The following is a 16,895-nucleotide window of genomic DNA, read 5'->3' as shown; positions in this document are numbered from 1 at the left end:
CGATTATATGTCTATTTTAGCGAATAATCAACTGATATTAACAGGTATGATGAGAAAGTTGGGTCTTCTGCCTATTTTGTTTCTCATGGGGACGGGCGTCTTCGCCCAGCGTGTATTTATCGACCCCGGGGCTGTTTGGCCCGATTCCGCAGGACAGCATATCCAGGCGCACGGCGGGGGCATCATCAGGATCGACGGCGTCTATTACTGGTATGGCGAACAGCGGGGAACCAATCTCGATACCAACTACAAATATGTCAGCGGCTATAGAAGTAAGGACCTCATGAACTGAACGTTTATGGGCAACGTGCTACAATTGTCCGACACGATCGATGTTGCGACCGGTGAAGCGGGACTTCAAAACTAGCGTTTACTCCTTCGCTTTTTTCCAAAGATCGCGCTTGAATGCCAGCACTTGCGTCGCGTTCCCTTCCTTGTCTTTTGTGAACTTCAACGGGAACGACCTTTCCTTGCAATAAAAGTCCACGTCGGATGTCGCTATGAACGGAACCTCCTGATTATCCCATCCCTGTCTGAGAATGACTCCTTTGTCGGTCGCCCTGATCTGGATGAAGGCCTGGTCGCCGTTGTCGGTTTGCATGGTATACTTACCCTCCAGTGCCTTCAGTTCGCTGGCCTTCAGCTGAACTTCCTTTATCACCAGGGGTTTGTAGTCTCTGGTTTTTGTCCAGAGGTCCCTGTTAAATGCCAGTACCTGGGTGATCGAGCCGTCGGGGGCTTTTGTGAATTTCAGGGGGAAGTTGCCGTCGTCGTTTGTGAAATCGAGGCCTGTCCGGGGAGAAAAGGAGATTTTCTGGTTATCCCACATTTGTTCCAATACCAGGCCGTTGGAGGACGCTGTAATGTGGAGATACATATCTTCCATTTTATAATAGCCCTCGAAAGCTTTGAGGTCGCCGGGGCTGATGGTGGTGTCCGTTATTTGCCGCGGCACCGCTGCATTGGCGTCTGCAGGACCCGGGCGAAGCATAAAAAAGCAAAAAATAGGAACAGTCAGCATCAGGATATTTTTCTGTCTCATAGTAAAGTGTTTAAATATTAATACGCCAGTTAAATGCCAAAAAGTAAAACAGTACTAATCAACCGGTTGGGTTTGGCCACGGCTGTCCCTCTGTTCGGATTTGGAACATAGGTTGACCGCCTTAGCGCGTAAGGATCAGCACATGGCTTAGTTTATGGCCAGACAGATGCTGGAACCCTAATATTCCATAAAAGGCTGCGGCGGCTGGGTTGGCGGTGAAGAGGCGGAGTGTGTGGAAGTGATGACGCGCCTGTTCGATGATCGTGGTCATGAGCAGGGAGGCGCAGCCCTGCCGGCGCCAGGCGGGATGGATATACAGGTGGCGGACGCGGCCGATGGCTGAGTCGTTGGTGTAGGGGTCGATGTTGAGGCCGCCGATCCCGATCAATTCGTCGCCGGCTAGCAAGCCCCAGAAGCCTTCTCCGTCGCGGGAAAAGCGGTTGGCGCCGCTATTCCAGTCATCGATGGTCCGTTGCACGAATTCGAAGCATTCCTGTTTTGATTCGGCGACAAGGCTTTGGATCAGGCGAAAGTTGGAATCGGTGAATATTTGAATTATCATAAAAGGCATATGATTTGAGGTATCGCCGTTATGAGCCAGCCAGTCAATAATCTCAACGGTGGATTTGTTTCCGTTAGGGGCGCCCGTGAGCACAATTTAAAGAATATTAGCCTACGGATCCCGAGGGATGCTATAGTGGTCTTTACCGGTGTGTCGGGGTCTGGAAAGTCTTCACTGGCTTTCGGTACTTTGTATGCGGAGGCGCAGCGCCGTTATCTGGAGTCCGTTTCGCCCTATGCCAGGCGGCTGTTTCATCAGATGCCTGTGCCGATGGTCGACGCAGTGGAAGGTTTACCGCCGGCGGTTGCGCTGCAACAGCAGAAAGGGGGTGTGTCCACCCGGTCGTCGGTGGGTTCTGTGACGACCATCTCCAATCTACTACGGATGCTGTATTCGCGTGCGGGTGATTATCCGAAGGGGCAGCCTATCGTGTATGCCGAATCGTTTTCCCCCAATACTCCCGAAGGCGCCTGCGTTGTCTGTCACGGACTTGGGAAAGTATATTCCGTTACCGAGGAATCCATGGTGCCGGACGACTCACTGACCATACGGGAGAAGGCAATAGCGGCCTGGCCCGGTGCCTGGCAGGGGCAAAACCTCCGGGACATCCTTACGACACTGGGATATGACGTCGATATTCCATGGAAGGATATACCGCGAAAAGACCGCGACTGGATTTTGTTTACTGACGAGACTCCTACCGTACCCGTATATGCCGGCTTTACCCGGGAAGAGGTGAAACAGGCGATCAGGCGAAAACTCGCCCCAAGCTATATGGGCACTTTCTCCGGCGCAAAACGTTATGTGCTGCACACGTTCGCCAATACGCAGAGCGCTATGATGAAGAAGAGGGTTTCGGCGTATATGATTGCTGCGGAATGCCCAGCCTGTAAGGGCAAGCGGCTGCGGCCGGAGGCGCTCTCCGTAAAATTCGCCGGGCTGGATATCGCTGAGATCGCGAGACTGCCGATCAGGAACCTGCTGGGACTGTTTCGGCCTTATGCTGAAACGCCAGTGAATTCCGGGAGTGAAAAGTTGCTGGTGGCGCAGCGAATCTCCGCCGACCTGGTGGCGAGGCTGGGTGTGCTGCTCGATCTGGGGTTGGGATACCTTACGCTTGAGCGGAGCACGCCGAGCTTGTCTCCGGGTGAGTTGCAGCGTCTGCGGTTGGCGACGCAGGTACGGAGCAATCTCTTTGGAGTGGTATATGTGCTTGACGAGCCGTCTGCAGGACTGCATCCTTCCGATACCGAGGCCCTGCTAAGAGCGCTGGACAGGCTGAAGGCTTCGGGCAATTCAATCTTCGTGGTGGAGCATGAGCCGGACGTCATCCGTCATGCCGACTGGGTTGTAGATGTAGGCCCTGAAGCCGGGGAGCGCGGCGGTGAAATCCTGTATAGCGGTCCGCTGGAAGGACTGAAGGACATCGCAGCGTCACACACGAGGGAGCATCTTTTCGCCGTGAAAAAAGACGGAAAGGCGAATTTCCGTCAGCCGCGCAGCTGGCTGAGGGTCGCGGGGGTCAACCACAATAATCTCCGGCAGATGGACGTCGCATTCCCGCTGGGTGTTTTGACAGCCGTGACCGGCGTCTCGGGGTCAGGGAAGTCGAGTCTGGTAAGCCAGGTCCTGGTGCAGCTGGTAGCGGCCTACCTGGGTCATGAGCCCATTGCGCATGACGAGCAGGACGATTTATTGCAGCAGGAAGATAATCCGGCTCCCGAAGGGAAGATAACGGAAGGTTTGGAGAGCGTGACACGTCTTGTTGTGGTCGATCAAAAGCCCATTGGAAGGACGCCGCGGTCCAATCTGGCTACCTATACAGGCTTGTTTGACAGTGTCCGTAAATTATTTGCCGCTACCAAACTGGCGAAGTCGCGTCATTACGATGCTGGCCGTTTTTCCTTCAACGTAGGCAAAGGCCGTTGTCCCAACTGTGAAGGAGAGGGTTTTGTAATGGTGGAGCTGCTATTTCTGCCGAGTGTCTATGCTCCGTGTCCGGTATGCGGGGGAACGCGCTACAACGAGCAAACGCTGGAAGTGAAATATAAGAATAAGAATATCGCGGAGGTCCTGCGTATGAACGTCGACGAAGCCCGTGAATTCTTCGCAGAAGACGCAACGATCATCCGGTCGCTGGATATGCTGCATGATGTGGGGCTGGGCTATCTGCGACTGGGTCAGCCGGCTACGGAGCTTTCGGGTGGCGAGGCACAGCGGATCAAGCTGGCGACCGAGCTGCAGCGGCCGGGGCGGGGGCAGACGCTGTACATTCTCGACGAGCCGACGACGGGTCTTCACCCGGCAGATGTGCAGCGGCTGGTGATCCAGTTGAACAGGCTCGTGGACTCGGGCAATACCGTCATTGTCGTTGAACATGATATGGATATCATTGCGAAAAGCGACTGGGTTATCGATATTGGGCCGGGTGCCGGTGACGAAGGCGGGCGCATCGTAGCTGAGGGGACGCCGGCTGAAGTGGCAAAAATAAAGGGCAATAAGACGGCGACTTATCTCCGGCGCGCAATTGCGGGTTAGCCCAGATTGCGCCTGGCCTATTTCTCTGCAGGAGAGAGCGCCACCGCGGCCTCCGTCGTCAGCAGCCGGAAGGTAAAACTTTCCTGCAGGTAGAGTCTGACGGTGGTTTCGGAATGACTGAGGTAACCGATGGAGATATCCTGACCGAGGTCCAGTTCGAAGTCGCCTCCGCGGGTGGAGAGGACGAAACCGCCCTTGATGGCCGGGGCCCAGATGATATCCCCGTCGATGAGGCGATGTATATGCTGCAGGACAGGGTAGCCTTCGTCGCTGCCGCCGTAGACGGCCGTATAGGGGTCGGAGCCGAGCACCAGTGTATAGGGACCGTTGACGCCGGCAAGCCGCAGCTGGCTCACGGCCTGAGCGACGACATCGGGATAGCCTCTCACACTGGAAGGAAGTTTCAATGCCGTATTGCTGTTGCCCTGACGGATGCCCTGGATCCCTGCCGCGTCGTATCCTTCGAAGACCGAATTATCTTCTGCAAAGGCGATGGTGCGCGCGGCGTCCTTTACCGGCGACCAGTCTGAATCCGTTGCCCCGCGCTCGACGTCGTCGATGGCCTGGCGGGAGAGTTCGAAAGGTACGCGAAGTTCCACGAGCGCCTTCACCTCGCGCCGCAGGGCCTGGATCCCTTCGCCCGGGGCGGCGATCCCCTGGGTATGGCCCGTGCCGACTGCCGAAAAATCAACGCCTTTCGGACCTTCGACATCCACTACGCGACGCGCCGCCAGGTGGCGTTTGAGCGTACGCTTTGCTTCTTCTTCTATTGCGTCCCAGGCTGCGTCTGAAACAGGGGCCAGCTCCCGATAAAGATTATTCATATCCTGATTCTTTTTTTAGTGATCCGATCAATAATGACCCGTCGCCCACCCGCGATCCGGCTCCCTGAATTGCTCTCCCGGCAGGCGGGACGGGATCGGGCGTCCCCGATGCGATAGTTTTCAAAAAGGATGCCGAAGGGACAAAAAACAGGCTTCCCGTCTTTGGGGTGCTGAAGTCCAGCAACCTGTCGTAGTTGCCTTCCGGCGAACCGATAAACATATTTGTCAGCATCTTTTTTACCGTGCTGAACTTACTCGCGTAGGCAATGAAATAAGTACCCATTTCGTTGGTAGACATATTCCCAAACGGCAGATTGTCCCGGACGATCTTGAGGTCGTCGCCGACATTGGCCAGTGCTGAATGAGAATTGGAAGGCTTTTGTTCGTCCGTCATTTCGACGTCATTCGCTTTGGATCTTCCGAATACCTTTTCCTGCTCTTCGACGGGCAGGGCTTTGAATGCCTTCAGGTCGTGGATGTATTTTTGGACGAACAGATAGCTTCCCCCTTATAGGCGGGATCGTCGTCCCCGATCAGTCCAAAAAAAGCACGCTTTTCGCCTTTGGGGTTTTCTGTGCCGTCGACAAAACCCAGTATCGACCGACCGTCCCAGTACCGGAATCCGTGCACCTCTTCCGTACTGACGGCCACCTGGTCCAGCGCCTGAGCGAGGACGGCAGCCATATCGTAGCAGATACTGCTGGAGCTTCCCCCTGATATGGAAATGCAGATCGCCCGGGGTAGACACGGCAGTATGTTTCCTGCCGGCGATGGGCTCGAAATTCTCCAGTTCCTTTGGCAGGGGAGCCGGAAGGCCCAGGCGCAGCCAGGCGTCGTATCCAATGCCCATTACGCAGGTGGCCCCAGCATCGGGGAATCGCGTCTCGCCCGAGTTATTGAGGTTGATGACCAATGCACAAATCCTTTGAAAGACGGCCCCTACCTCCTGGTCCTTTTTAAAATTCCAGACGAGGAAGATCGTATTGTTACCAGTATTTTCCAGCACGTTTTGCGGCTCTGCATTCATAAATTGGCTATGTATGTATCGACATACGTTCGCGAATTTACGGTTTCTTCGCTTACGCAGGAGTAAACAATTGCCAGTGTCCTTCAGAGACGACGTCGATGGCGCCGTCGACCACCTTTACAGCAGTCTGGTCGTCGATCAGGTACGACGGCATGGGTAGGGTAGCGGCCAGTTGCTCCAGACAGGCGAGGGAGTTTTCCGGGAACTGCTCGTGGTCCAGGTGAGGGTGGATCGCGATATCGACCAGCCCCAGCGATTTGCCGGCGCCGGCGGGAAGGGTGTGGTTGCCGTAGGTCGTTCCGTACCGGGTCATGATCATGCTTCCGGCGCTGAGACCGACGTAGACCATCTTTTGTAACAGAGAGGGAAGGAGGCCGGCGAGCCCGGATTGCTTCATCCAGTACGTAAGATACTGACAGTCGCCTCCCCCGACGAGGAGGACGTCGGTTTCCCAAAGCTTGCTAACCCAGAGTTCCTGCTTCATGGTGGGCAGTGCGGTGAGTTCGAGCAATCCAATCGATTTCCAGCCCATTTCGCAGAACGGGTCGCCCAGCGTTCCACAAATCACTCCGCGTACGATGTTGCCGCCGTTGGGGATTCCGTATATAGCTGTGGGAACGAATAGTGCAGTTGCCTCGCTGACGGGTTTGCCGAGGAGGTCGGTAAGTGCTTTGTGGATGCTGGGGTTGCTGATACCGGCGGAGGTAAGAAGTAGTTTCATAGTCAGTCTAGTGGTGCATCGTGTGTGCGTCGTTCGTGAAGTAGGAGCTATAGTCTGCGAGGCGCTTCAACAGGCCTTTGCCGTCGGCCATTATTTTTGCCGTCGCCGCTTCGTCTGCGGGCATGATAAGATAGCCTTCGGGTCCTTTTCGCTCGCCCAAAACGCTGTTGCCGGAATTGACCAGCCAGGGACCTTTCTGGGAATTCGGATCGGTGCCGACGTCGGAATCCGTTATATAGGGAGCATAAAACATATAGTGCGGCATGTTCATTGTGCTGACATTGTTGTCACCAGGCTTGCCGGTGTATACCCGCATGACGGGGGCCAGCATATACGAGATCCCGCCGGTCGCGGGAGCCTTGTAAATTCCCCTGTGGATTCGGGCTACTATTGTGTCTTTCACCTGTGCCGGCGTAAACTTTCCGGAGGCGCGCATGGCCGCTGCGTCGCGGTACATGGGAAAGATCTTTCTGGCGCCTTCGGGATCGTAGGCGATAGGAGCGAAAACGTCCTTCCGGTATTCTGCCCATTCCCAATTCGTCCTTGCGATAAAACAGATAAATCCGTTGGAGCCTTTGCGGCCGATATAGTAACCTTTTGCGGGGTCGAGCAAATAGACGGTGGCGGCGGGCCGCAGCTGTGGCGGCAGCGCCTTCAGGGCAAATTCCGTTTCGAGGTCCGCGGGCATCTTGTCCAGTTCCGAGCCTGCTTGATTTTGGGCGGAACTCCGGACAGAAAGGAGTACGCAGCAGGCGCAAAGCAGTAGATATTTCATAACGAAGTTTTTGGCTCCGTCAAATTACGGCATCTGCCTGGCAGCGGTGAGGGGCGATTGCGACATTTAAAGGGTCTTTTGTGACATTTGCCGGTTATGGGTACGCACCGAAACATTGTAGAGTAAAAGCGGGGTGTATTTCATGGAAAGGTGTTGATTGGTTAAGTTATAGTTTTTGCGGGTTAAATCGATAAAATCTGTAATATTTAAATTAAATTGCTGTCATGGGCCTGTCGGAACGCGAGCTGCTGAGTGCGACACAAAAAGCAACAGATAAATACCTCACTCTTTTCAACAATATGGACCAGGGTTCTGTATCATCGAGGTGATCTTCGATGAAAATGGAGTGGGGCGGGACTATATATTTCTGGAGGTGAACCCTGTGTTTGAAAAGCAAACCGGTTTGAAGGATGTGGTGGGTAAGCGAATGAAGGAGTTGCAGCCTAACCATGAAGAGCATTGGTTCCGGATCTATGGCGATATAGTAAAAACGGGCAGGCCGCTTCATTTTGAGAACGAGGCGGCGCATGTTGCAGGCGGGGTGTGGTATGAAGTATTTGCGATCCCGTTTGACCGGCCCGAGTCCCACCAGGTAGCTGTTTTTTCGATGATATCACCGAACGCAAACGAAGGGAGCGGCTGCAGGAATACCTGCTCAGGCTTGCCGATGCGCTGCGACTGTTGTCCGATCCGATGGAGATCCAGCGGACGGCAACCCGGGTCGCCGGGGAGTACCTCAACGCCATCCGCGCGTTCTATGCGGAGTTCGACTCCGACGGCAGAGGATATACTATTTTGAATAATTATGTCAAACCGGGATTTTCAGCGCGGGAGGGATGGTTCCCTGCCGATGCGTTTCCCGCGATCATCGAAGGATTTGTGAACGGCGAGACGCTCGCGGTCGAAGACGTACGGGAGGCGAGGGGTTGAGCGAAGCGGAAAAAGGGGGCTTGCAGTCACGCGGGAATTCTTGCTTTTATTGGTGTGCCGCTCATAAAAAACGGACGGCTGGTGGCGCAGTTGGGTATACAGCAGGATGCTCCGCGGAAATGGACTTCGGACGAAATTGTCTTCGTGAGGGAGACGGCGGACAGGACCTGGGCTGCCGTAGAGAGGGCCAGGGCGGAAGGGGCGCTACGCCAGAGCCAGGAGCTGCTGAATGGCCAAAAAGAAGCCTTTCAGGCGGCGATGAACGGAAGGCCGATCGCGGAGTCGCTGGGAGTTCTGGTGCGGACGGCGGCAGGCCAGATCGGTAATGGGGCGAGGGCGGCGTTCTTTATGGTCCCCCAGCATAAAGCGGGTCTTCACCTGGTGGCGGGTATGTCGGAAGAATATGCCCAGGATATCAAAGGATTTGTGGTGGGCGACGATTCTATAGGCTGTGGGCTGACGATGTGTACCGGATTACCGGTGATCACTCCCGATATAGAAACGGATGCCGGCTGGGAACCCTGGAGGGGACTGGCCCGTAGTCACCATATCAGGGCCAGTTGGTCCTTTCCTGTACGAACGGAAGGTGGTCCTGTCGTCGGAACTTTTGCGCTGTATTTTCCCGAACCACGCGAACCGAAGTCGAAAGAGGTCGAACTGGCGCAGGTGATCGCGCATGCGGCGGCGATCATTATCTCGAGACATACTGCTGAACAAATTCTGCACGAGCGGGAGCTGCAGCTGCGGTTGCTGCTCAGGCAAAGGGATGAGTTCATCGGGGCGGCCAGCCACGAACTCAAGACGCCGGTGACCAGTATCAAGGCCTATGCGCAGATCGTGCAGACGGAACTGGCTGAAGACCGGAGTTCGGACAAGGGGAAATCTGCTGATCCGGCTAAACGCGCAGGTCAACCGCCTCGCTACCCTAATCAATCATATGCTGGATACCACGAAGATCTCCGAGGGTAAGCTGCAGCTGACGATCGAATCCGTGAACATTGACGAGCTGCTGAGGGAAAGGGTAGAGGAAATCCGGCATACCACTTCCCACCGGTTCGATCTTCAATTAAGGGCTGCCGATCCGGTGATGGCGGACGGGGAGCGGATCGGGCAGGTGATCACCAATCTTTTGTCCAATGCGATCAAGTATTCCCCCGGTGAGACCACGGTGACCGTGGCCAGCAGTTCGTTCGCCGATGGCATCCGGGTAAGCGTCCAGGATGAAGGATATGGCATACCGGAAGGGGATCTGCACAAAGTCTTCGACCGGTTCTTCCGGGTAACCTCGAATAATATGGACCGGTTTCCGGGTATGGGGCTGGGACTGTATATCTCGGCGCAGATCATCCACCGGCACGGGGGAACGATCGATGTGAAAAGTCAGTACGGGCAGGGGGCGGTTTTTACCTTTACCCTTCCGTATCTGTTCTCGGGCCAAAATTAGCCGCGGCAGGAGTATTTGGCGGCGCGTCAGCCATTGAAAATCAAATCAGTAAAAAATCTTCCAAATCCCCCGACGGTTGGGTTGTTTTCTTCGTTTGTATTCAGGTAATTTTAGAGGAGATTGCCAAACTTCTACTTATGACCTGGCCGGGAAAGCAGTTCTGTTTACTGGTTTTTGCTGGAATATCTTCGCTATCCTCCGCGGGGCAAGCCCAGTCCTGCCCGGTCAATCTCAATTTTTCAGAAGGCAACCTTAGCCAATGGCTCGCCTATACAGGTAATAACAAGGATGGCAACGGACCTGAAGCGATCAGGGTGAGGTATGACTATATGGGTGTAGTGGGGGCCAACGCGCTCCCGGAGTACAATCTTCCAAGTGTCAACGGCATTCAGGTCGTCGTTGGACAGAGTTCTGATCCCTTCGGCGACTTCCCTACCATCCCGACCATCAATGGATATGCATATCATTATGTGGTTCTGTTGGGTTCGACGTCGGTTGCCCAGCGCCAGCAGATGGACGATCAGTCCGGCGGACAGCAGAATCAGACCAACAACGGCCCGCAGGGCGGTTATGTCCGCGGGATAAGCTATCTCATCAGTGTTCCTGCCGGCCCTCCCACGCTGCCTTATACGATCACCTATGCCTATGCCATGGTGCTGGAGAACGGAACGCATACTTCGGAGAATCAGCCTATGGCCCGGGCGATCGTGAGCACGCCGGGCGGGGTCATCCTGTGTGCTTCGCCTATGTATTTTCTTCCGACCAATGGCGGGCTTGATTCTGCAGCGGCGAGGGCGAATGGATTCACCCCGAGTCCAGTTCCTTCTCCAAATGAGGCGCGGAATCCCGGGGCTGCGGGGCAGCACCTGCAGGACGTCTGGACAAAGGGCTGGACCGAAGTGACTTTTGATCTGTCGCCTTATCGGGGTCAGGAAGTGACGCTGACGTTCGAGGCCGACAATTGTGTACCGGGCGGGCATTTTGCCTACGCCTATTTTGCGCTGAGAGATGTTTGCGGCGGGCTGCAGATCAGCGGGGATTCCAAAGCCTGTGCGAATGCCGTCGCGAAATATTCCATCCCTTCGCTGGGGGATGCGTCGTATGACTGGTCGGCGCCTCCCGGCTGGACCATCGAGTCAGGAAGCAACAGCAATACGATCACCGTGGGCGTCGGCCCGCAGGCAGGGTGGATAGTCGCGAGGGAGAAGAACAGCTGCGCGAATCTAACCGATAGTTTATTCGTCGAGCTATATAAAGGGGCTCTTCCGCAGGTAGCCATCGATCCCCGGGATACGACTGTCTGTTATGGCGGGGCCACGCCATTGCACGCACTCGTTACCACCGGGACCAGTTATAGTTGGACGGGCAGCGGTTCGCTGGGCGGGGCAAGCAAGGGCAATATACCCGGCCTGCCGTTCAGCGTCGGGGTCGTTGCCGCTCCGGAGCAAACGACGGATTATATTTTTACCGTCCTCAACGAGGGATGTCCCATACCGGTCAGCGACACCTTCACAGTGAATATTGTACCACCCGTTAAGGTGAGTGCGGGCAATGACACGCTGGTGGTGGTCAATCAGCCCCTGCATTTCAATGCGACGAGCAGCGACCCGTACAAGAGCTCCTTCCAGTGGTCGCCGCCCCTATATCTCAGTAATCCTGACGTAGCGGATCCTGTTGCTATATATGGTTCCGAGATACGAACCATGAACTATCAGGTGACCGCGACCGATAGTTTTGGCTGTTATGGCTCCGCCAGTGTTAAGGTGACTATAGCGGAAACGCTGCCGGATATTTTTGTGCCCACCGCTTTTACGCCTGGAAAGAGTAGCAACGGCCTGTTCCGGCCCGTCTGCATGGGTATTGCGTCGCTTGACTATTTCCGCGTCTTCAACCGGTGGGGACAGCTCGTCTACAGCACCTCTCAGCCTGGGCAGGGATGGGACGGCAGGATTGGTGGAATATTGCAGGAAAGCAATGCCTATTTATGGGTGGTGAAAGGGACGGATTATACCGGTAGGGTTATTTTGAAAAGAGGGACGGCGGTGCTGGTCCGATGATCGACGAATGGCAGTCGTCGTCAGAAAGCGGCCTACTGGAGCATGTATTGAAATGAATATCGCGCAGGGTTTGGGGCAGTCTTATTTTTCGTTATTTTTAGGTATGACCAGCTACCTGCACTCCTCCGACACCAACGGTGACGAGCACGCCCTGGAGGCCCTCTTTGTGGACGTGTTCCAGCAGCATGAGCACAGGCTGTATACGCTGGCGCTGGGTCTGGTCAAGTCTGAACAGCACGTCAGGGACATTGTTCAGGAAGTGTTCCTCAAACTCTGGGAGCACCGGCAGCAACTGCAGGATATTCACAATATTGAGGCCTGGCTTTACCGGGTGATGGAGAACAAGGTCATCGATTTTCTCCGCAAGGCGGCAGCCGACAGCCGGCTGAAAGAGGCCATCTGGAATACGATCTCGCAGGCCCGCAACGATACCGATGAATGGCTGGAGGCAAAAGAATATAACCGGATCATCCAACAGGCCATCGACCATTTACCCCCGCAGCGCCGGCGGATATATTGTCTGCACAAGAAAGAAGGGTTGGATCATGTCCAGATAGCCGAGGAATTGTCTATCTCCCGTCATACGGTTAAAAATCAGCTGTCGGCGGCTCTCCGGTCCATCCGCAGTTTTGTAGCCCGCAATTCGGGGTTTTTCTTCCTGTAAATTTTTTTCGGCCGGATAGGAATAGTTGGCCGATGCTTCGTCATTCTTTATGATGGAAGAAAGAATACGCTATCTTTTCCGGCAATATCTCGAAAATAAATGCTCCCGGCAGGAGCTGGAGGAATTTTTCTCCCTGATCCGGGCGTCGGGGAATGACGAGGTGTTGAGGAATCTCATAAAAAAGGTATATGATAATACCGGAAAGGTCCCTTCCATACAGACCTATGTGAACGAACACGGTTCGCTGATCCTCACCGGCAATGCGGGGATGCCGGAAGAGGTCCCGGCCCTGCGGAAAAAGGGAGTCAGGCGGCTGGCGGTGGCTCTTTTGCTATTGCTGATAGCGGCTGCTCCTGTCATCTGGCTGGCAAAAACGCGTGACCGCCTTCGCCCGGCGCTGGTCACGGCCGCGCTTACAAAGAAAATAACGGAGCCGTCGGAATACAAATACCTTCTTTTGCCCGACAGTACGCAGGTATGGCTGAATGCCTCCAGCACACTCGAGTTCCCCGAACATTTCGGGGGGGCCGAAGAGAGGTGAGTTTGTCGGGTGAAGCCTATTTCGACGTCAGGCACTCGGAAAGGAGCCCTTTCGTCATCCATACCGGGAAGCTCTCCACAACCGTGCTGGGGACCTCCTTCAATATCAAAGCCTATCCCGACCGTCAGCATATCGTCGTCTCCGTGAGTACCGGGAAAGTGAAGGTCAGTTATGATAATGTCGTCCTGACAACCCTTGTCCGGGGACAACAGGTAAAGGTCAACAGCCGGCTGAATACGGTCGAGGAGAAGAAGATAGCGCCTGCTGAAGTGGCTGCCTGGCAACAGGGGAATATGTCGTATGACGACGAAGAGCTCGGGGATATCGTCGCCGACCTGGAGCGGCTGTACAATGTAAAGATCAGGATCGACAACGGGGCCATCCGGGCGCTCAAAATATCCACCTCCTTCAGGAGGGAGATCGGGATCGAGCAGGCGTTGCAGGTGTTGTGCAGGCTAACGGATGCGACGCTGCGCCAGTCCGAAGGCTGGTATATCATTCAATAACCAAAATCAACTATATGCTTATGCCCCCGCCTACATAAGACGTTGCCATACACAAAACGACCGCTCCCAGGTTGCAACTGAGGCGGTCAGCGTTTTAAAATAACTCAGTCTGGAATTACTTAAAACTAACCAAATATATGAATATATATTCATGGCTTATGAAGGCATTTTTCCTGGGTATATTGCTTCTTTCAGGTGGATTGCTGGTGGCGCGGGATGGCCGTGGCCAGGATCTGAATAAAATGACCCTATCCGTACAGCTGAAGAATGTCTCTCTCAAATTCGCCCTCAGAAAGGTCGAGGCGCTTACCAGCCTTCCTTTTACTTACAAGACCGGCGATATAGCGGAGTATAAGGATGTCAGCTGCGAGGGTACGGATATTCCGGTCTCGCGTGTGCTGGATGCGCTGTTGCTGAACACCGGGCTGGGATACGAACAGGTAAACAGCAATATCATCATCAAAAAGATCAAAGCAGCCGACCGTCCTCAGCCGGTGGTCGGTACGGTATTCGATGGGGGCGTAAGGGGCAGGGTTACAAGCCCGGCGGGGGACGCAGTATCGAACGCCACTATTACGGTCGAGGGTTCGAAGAAGGCGGTAGCTGCAGACAACAACGGTGCGTTCACGCTGACGGGTCTGAGTGCCGGTACTTATAAACTGAGGATATCCGCAGTAGGCTATGAGCCGCTGGTCGTGGAGGTCCGGGTAAAGGACAATGAAGTGGCCAGTTTCGATTTCGTTCTGAAAGCGGGCAATGCAAAGCTGGACGAGGTGGTCGTCACGGCGCTCGGTATTACCAGGAAAGAGCGGTCGGTCGGCTATTCCGCGCAGCAGATCAGCGGAAGCAGTCTCACCGTTGCCAAAGAGCAAAATGTCCTGGGTTCGCTGGGCGGCAAGATCGCCGGTGTACAGGTATCCGGTTCTTCGGCAGCCAGCATGGGCGGGACCCAGAAGATCCAGATCAGGGGAGTCAATTCGGTCACGGGTGACGGTGAGCCGCTGGTGGTAGTGGACAATACTCCTATCTCCAATACCAACTATGCCAGCAAGAATGGCCGGGACTATGGCAATCTGGCGCAGGACATCAACCCGGAGGATATCGAGTCCGTAAATGTATTGAAGGGGCCGGCTGCATCGGCGCTCTATGGACTGCGGGGACAGTTTGGGGTCATCCTGATCACCACCAAAAAAGGCAACAAGAACAGCAAGCCGACCGTGACCCTGAGTTCGGCCGCCTCGATAGAAAAGGCGAGGAATTTTATGCCGCTGCAAAATATTTATGGCGCCGGCTCCTCGCTGAACTTCGAGACCGTCAATATCAACGGCGTCGACACCAAATATGTAGATGGCAGTTGGGACGAGAGCTGGGGCCCGAAAATGGACGGCACACCCGTGCGGCAGCAGTATAGTTTTTACCGGGCCGATCCGGAGTTTGGCAAGGCAACTCCATTTGTACCCCATCCCAACAATATCAAAGAGTATTTTGTAACGGGGCGCACCCTGAACAATAGTGTTTCGATGACGGGTGGAGGGCAAAATACCAGTTTTCGGCTGTCATACAATAATACCGATGTGACGGGTATCGAACCCAACACCTACCTCAAGCGGAATAATCTTTCATTCAGCGGATCGATGAATATCACGCCAAACCTCGTGGCGACTGCCAACCTGAACTATGCGCAGAATAACGGGCAGCGGCCTTCACAGGGATATCAGGCCCTGGGCTCCCGCAATATGTATCAGTGGTTCGAGCGCAACCTCGATATGCAAAAACTGAAGCAGTATAAATATTCCGACGGTACATTTTATCAGTGGAATGTGAACGATCCCAATTCGGAAGGCGTATACGACGATCCGACACCCATCGACTGGAACAATCCTTATTTTGACGCCTATGAGAATCCGGCGCACGACTCGCGCGACAGGTTCTTTGGGGATGTGGGGCTGCGCTGGACCGTTCTTCCCGGGTTGTCGGTCAGCGGATACGTACGGCAGGACGGCTTCACCCAAAACCTGGACGGGCGTAATGCGCCAGGCGGCCGCGGGACGCCTTCGTTCTGGATCGGCAAATACCAGTCGAAGGAAATGAACTATGAGTTTCTGGCGCAGTATAGCCGTGAGTTCGGCGATTTCTCGCTGAATGCCAATCTGGGTGGTAATATCCTTACGCAGCGGTATGACTACCTTCAGGAGGAGACGCAGGGCGGGTTTGTGACGCCGGGGTTTTATAATATCGCAAACTCACTGGAAAGACCCGCGGTGATCGATTATTTGAGGAAAAAAGAGGTAAGAAGCGCTTACGGATCGGTGACCCTGGGATATAAGAATATCTACTTTCTCGACGGAAGTCTGCGAAACGATATTTCTTCGACGCTGCCGCAGAACAATAACTCCTACCTGTATCCTTCGGTATCCGCCAGTATGGTATTCAGCGAGCTGCTGAAATGGCGGCCATTGTCCTATGGCAAGGCGCGTCTGAGCTTTGCACAGGCCGGCGCGGACATCGCTCCTTATTTGACTACGGGATACTACAATCTGGGTCAGCCCTATAACAATGTCTTCCCTATGGACGTACCCGATACGCTGAACAATCCGAATCTGAAGCCTTCCCTGGGCACGTCCTATGAGGCGGGCCTTGACCTGAAGTTCTTCCAGAACCGGCTCAATATCAGCGGCACCTGGTACCACCAGAACAACAAGAATGCCGTGCTGCCCCTGGACGTATCGGGGACCAGCGGTTATACGACCTCTGTCATCAATGCGGGGAACATAGAAAACCATGGCATCGAGGTGACCGTTGGCGGAACGCCGGTGATGACGAAACGTTTCAGCTGGACGAGTACCTTCAATATCAGTCACAATACGAGCAAGATCAAATCGCTGTATCCCGGTCTTCATTCCTATCAGTTGGATTATAACCGGTATGCCAGCGTAGATATGTTCCTGCTGGCAAATGAGGGTGAGGCCTTCGGCACCATTGTAGGCAATGGCTATAAGAGAGACCAGAAGACGGGGAACATTCTTCTCGACGCCAACAATATGCCGCAGTACGAGTCGGGACACAAGCTGGGCAATGTGCTGCCAAAGTACACGGGCGGGTGGCAGAACACGGTGACCTGGAGGAATTTCGATCTGTCTGCGACGGTCGATTTTCAGAGCGGCGGCAGATTTCTCAGCTGGACGAAGATGCTGGCGGTAAAGAGCGGGCAGGCGGCCGAGACTGCGGCGATCAACGACAAGGGGTAAGAATGTCAGAGACAAT

At 54.6% G+C, this 16,895-nt stretch carries 16 protein-coding genes and 1 pseudogene; 10 read left to right on the top strand and 7 right to left on the bottom strand.

Going from position 1 to position 16,895, the window contains the following annotated elements:
- Nucleotides 1-46: 46 nt before the first annotated feature.
- Entirely contained in the window at nt 47-292 is a 246-nt protein-coding gene (locus ACQ86N_RS21760) for a hypothetical protein (protein ID WP_431216942.1), read from the top strand.
- Between the two features lie 78 nt (nt 293-370).
- On the opposite strand, the gene ACQ86N_RS21755 is transcribed toward ACQ86N_RS21760, so the two are convergent.
- Entirely contained in the window at nt 371-1,042 is a 672-nt protein-coding gene (locus ACQ86N_RS21755) for a hypothetical protein (RefSeq protein ID WP_431216941.1), read from the bottom strand.
- 121 nt (nt 1,043-1,163) lie between these two features.
- The gene (locus tag ACQ86N_RS21750; RefSeq protein WP_431216940.1) at nt 1,164-1,604 is read right to left on the bottom strand and encodes a GNAT family N-acetyltransferase; all 441 of its coding nucleotides are present in this window, start codon (nt 1,602-1,604) and stop codon (nt 1,164-1,166) included.
- A 30-nt stretch (nt 1,605-1,634) separates the two neighbouring features.
- Between ACQ86N_RS21750 and uvrA the strand changes: the two genes are divergently transcribed.
- Nucleotides 1,635-4,142: an excinuclease ABC subunit UvrA gene (uvrA, locus tag ACQ86N_RS21745; RefSeq protein ID WP_431216939.1), complete on the top strand. Its 2,508-nt coding sequence runs from the start codon at nt 1,635-1,637 to the stop codon at nt 4,140-4,142.
- A gap of 17 nt (nt 4,143-4,159) precedes the next feature.
- Here uvrA and ACQ86N_RS21740 read toward each other — a convergent pair whose 3' ends face one another.
- From ACQ86N_RS21740 to ACQ86N_RS21720, 5 genes and pseudogenes are all read right to left on the bottom strand, one after another.
- Nucleotides 4,160-4,966 (bottom strand): family 1 encapsulin nanocompartment shell protein, encoded by an 807-nt coding sequence (locus ACQ86N_RS21740; RefSeq protein ID WP_431216938.1) that lies wholly within the window; start codon nt 4,964-4,966, stop codon nt 4,160-4,162.
- Nucleotides 4,959-5,560 (bottom strand): annotated as a pseudogene (locus tag ACQ86N_RS21735) (Dyp-type peroxidase). Before ACQ86N_RS21735 ends, ACQ86N_RS21740 begins: the two are co-directional and overlap by 8 nt.
- Nucleotides 5,475-5,993: a Dyp-type peroxidase domain-containing protein gene (locus ACQ86N_RS21730; protein ID WP_431216937.1), complete on the bottom strand. Its 519-nt coding sequence runs from the start codon at nt 5,991-5,993 to the stop codon at nt 5,475-5,477. Before ACQ86N_RS21730 ends, ACQ86N_RS21735 begins: the two are co-directional and overlap by 86 nt.
- 52 nt (nt 5,994-6,045) lie before the next feature.
- A complete protein-coding gene (locus ACQ86N_RS21725; RefSeq protein ID WP_431216936.1) occupies nt 6,046-6,714 on the bottom strand; it encodes a Type 1 glutamine amidotransferase-like domain-containing protein in 669 nt (222 codons plus the stop codon).
- Between the two features lie 7 nt (nt 6,715-6,721).
- Complete coding sequence (locus tag ACQ86N_RS21720) at nt 6,722-7,489, bottom strand: hypothetical protein (RefSeq protein WP_431216935.1); 768 nt, start codon at nt 7,487-7,489, stop codon at nt 6,722-6,724.
- 681 nt (nt 7,490-8,170) lie between these two features.
- On the opposite strand from ACQ86N_RS21720, the gene ACQ86N_RS21715 reads away from it, so the two are divergent.
- The 8 genes from ACQ86N_RS21715 to ACQ86N_RS21680 all read left to right on the top strand — a co-directional run bounded on the left by ACQ86N_RS21715 (nt 8,171) and on the right by ACQ86N_RS21680 (nt 16,879).
- On the top strand, nt 8,171-8,419 hold the full coding sequence (locus ACQ86N_RS21715; protein WP_431216934.1) for a hypothetical protein: 249 nt from the start codon (nt 8,171-8,173) through the stop codon (nt 8,417-8,419).
- A gap of 36 nt (nt 8,420-8,455) precedes the next feature.
- Nucleotides 8,456-9,388, top strand: coding sequence for a GAF domain-containing protein (locus ACQ86N_RS21710; RefSeq protein ID WP_431217537.1), 933 nt, complete (start codon nt 8,456-8,458; stop codon nt 9,386-9,388).
- Nucleotides 9,357-9,863: a sensor histidine kinase gene (locus tag ACQ86N_RS21705; RefSeq protein WP_431216933.1), complete on the top strand. Its 507-nt coding sequence runs from the start codon at nt 9,357-9,359 to the stop codon at nt 9,861-9,863. The genes ACQ86N_RS21710 and ACQ86N_RS21705 overlap by 32 nt, the downstream gene beginning before the upstream one ends.
- 137 nt (nt 9,864-10,000) lie before the next feature.
- The gene (locus ACQ86N_RS21700; RefSeq protein WP_431216932.1) at nt 10,001-11,920 is read left to right on the top strand and encodes a hypothetical protein; all 1,920 of its coding nucleotides are present in this window, start codon (nt 10,001-10,003) and stop codon (nt 11,918-11,920) included.
- A gap of 52 nt (nt 11,921-11,972) precedes the next feature.
- A complete protein-coding gene (locus tag ACQ86N_RS21695; RefSeq protein WP_431216931.1) occupies nt 11,973-12,584 on the top strand; it encodes an RNA polymerase sigma factor in 612 nt (203 codons plus the stop codon).
- A gap of 49 nt (nt 12,585-12,633) precedes the next feature.
- Nucleotides 12,634-13,125, top strand: coding sequence for a hypothetical protein (locus tag ACQ86N_RS21690; protein WP_431216930.1), 492 nt, complete (start codon nt 12,634-12,636; stop codon nt 13,123-13,125).
- The gene (locus ACQ86N_RS21685) at nt 13,122-13,631 is read left to right on the top strand and encodes a FecR family protein (protein WP_431216929.1); all 510 of its coding nucleotides are present in this window, start codon (nt 13,122-13,124) and stop codon (nt 13,629-13,631) included. Before ACQ86N_RS21690 ends, ACQ86N_RS21685 begins: the two co-directional genes overlap by 4 nt.
- 158 nt (nt 13,632-13,789) lie before the next feature.
- Nucleotides 13,790-16,879 carry a SusC/RagA family TonB-linked outer membrane protein gene (locus ACQ86N_RS21680; RefSeq protein ID WP_431216928.1) on the top strand — a complete coding sequence of 1,030 codons (3,090 nt, stop codon included), beginning with the start codon at nt 13,790-13,792 and terminating at the stop codon, nt 16,877-16,879.
- Nucleotides 16,880-16,895: the final 16 nt, after the last annotated feature.

Source organism: Puia sp. P3, from assembly GCF_050632245.1.
Classification (GTDB): domain Bacteria; phylum Bacteroidota; class Bacteroidia; order Chitinophagales; family Chitinophagaceae; genus Puia.
This window is presented reverse-complemented; position numbering and strand designations above follow the sequence as displayed.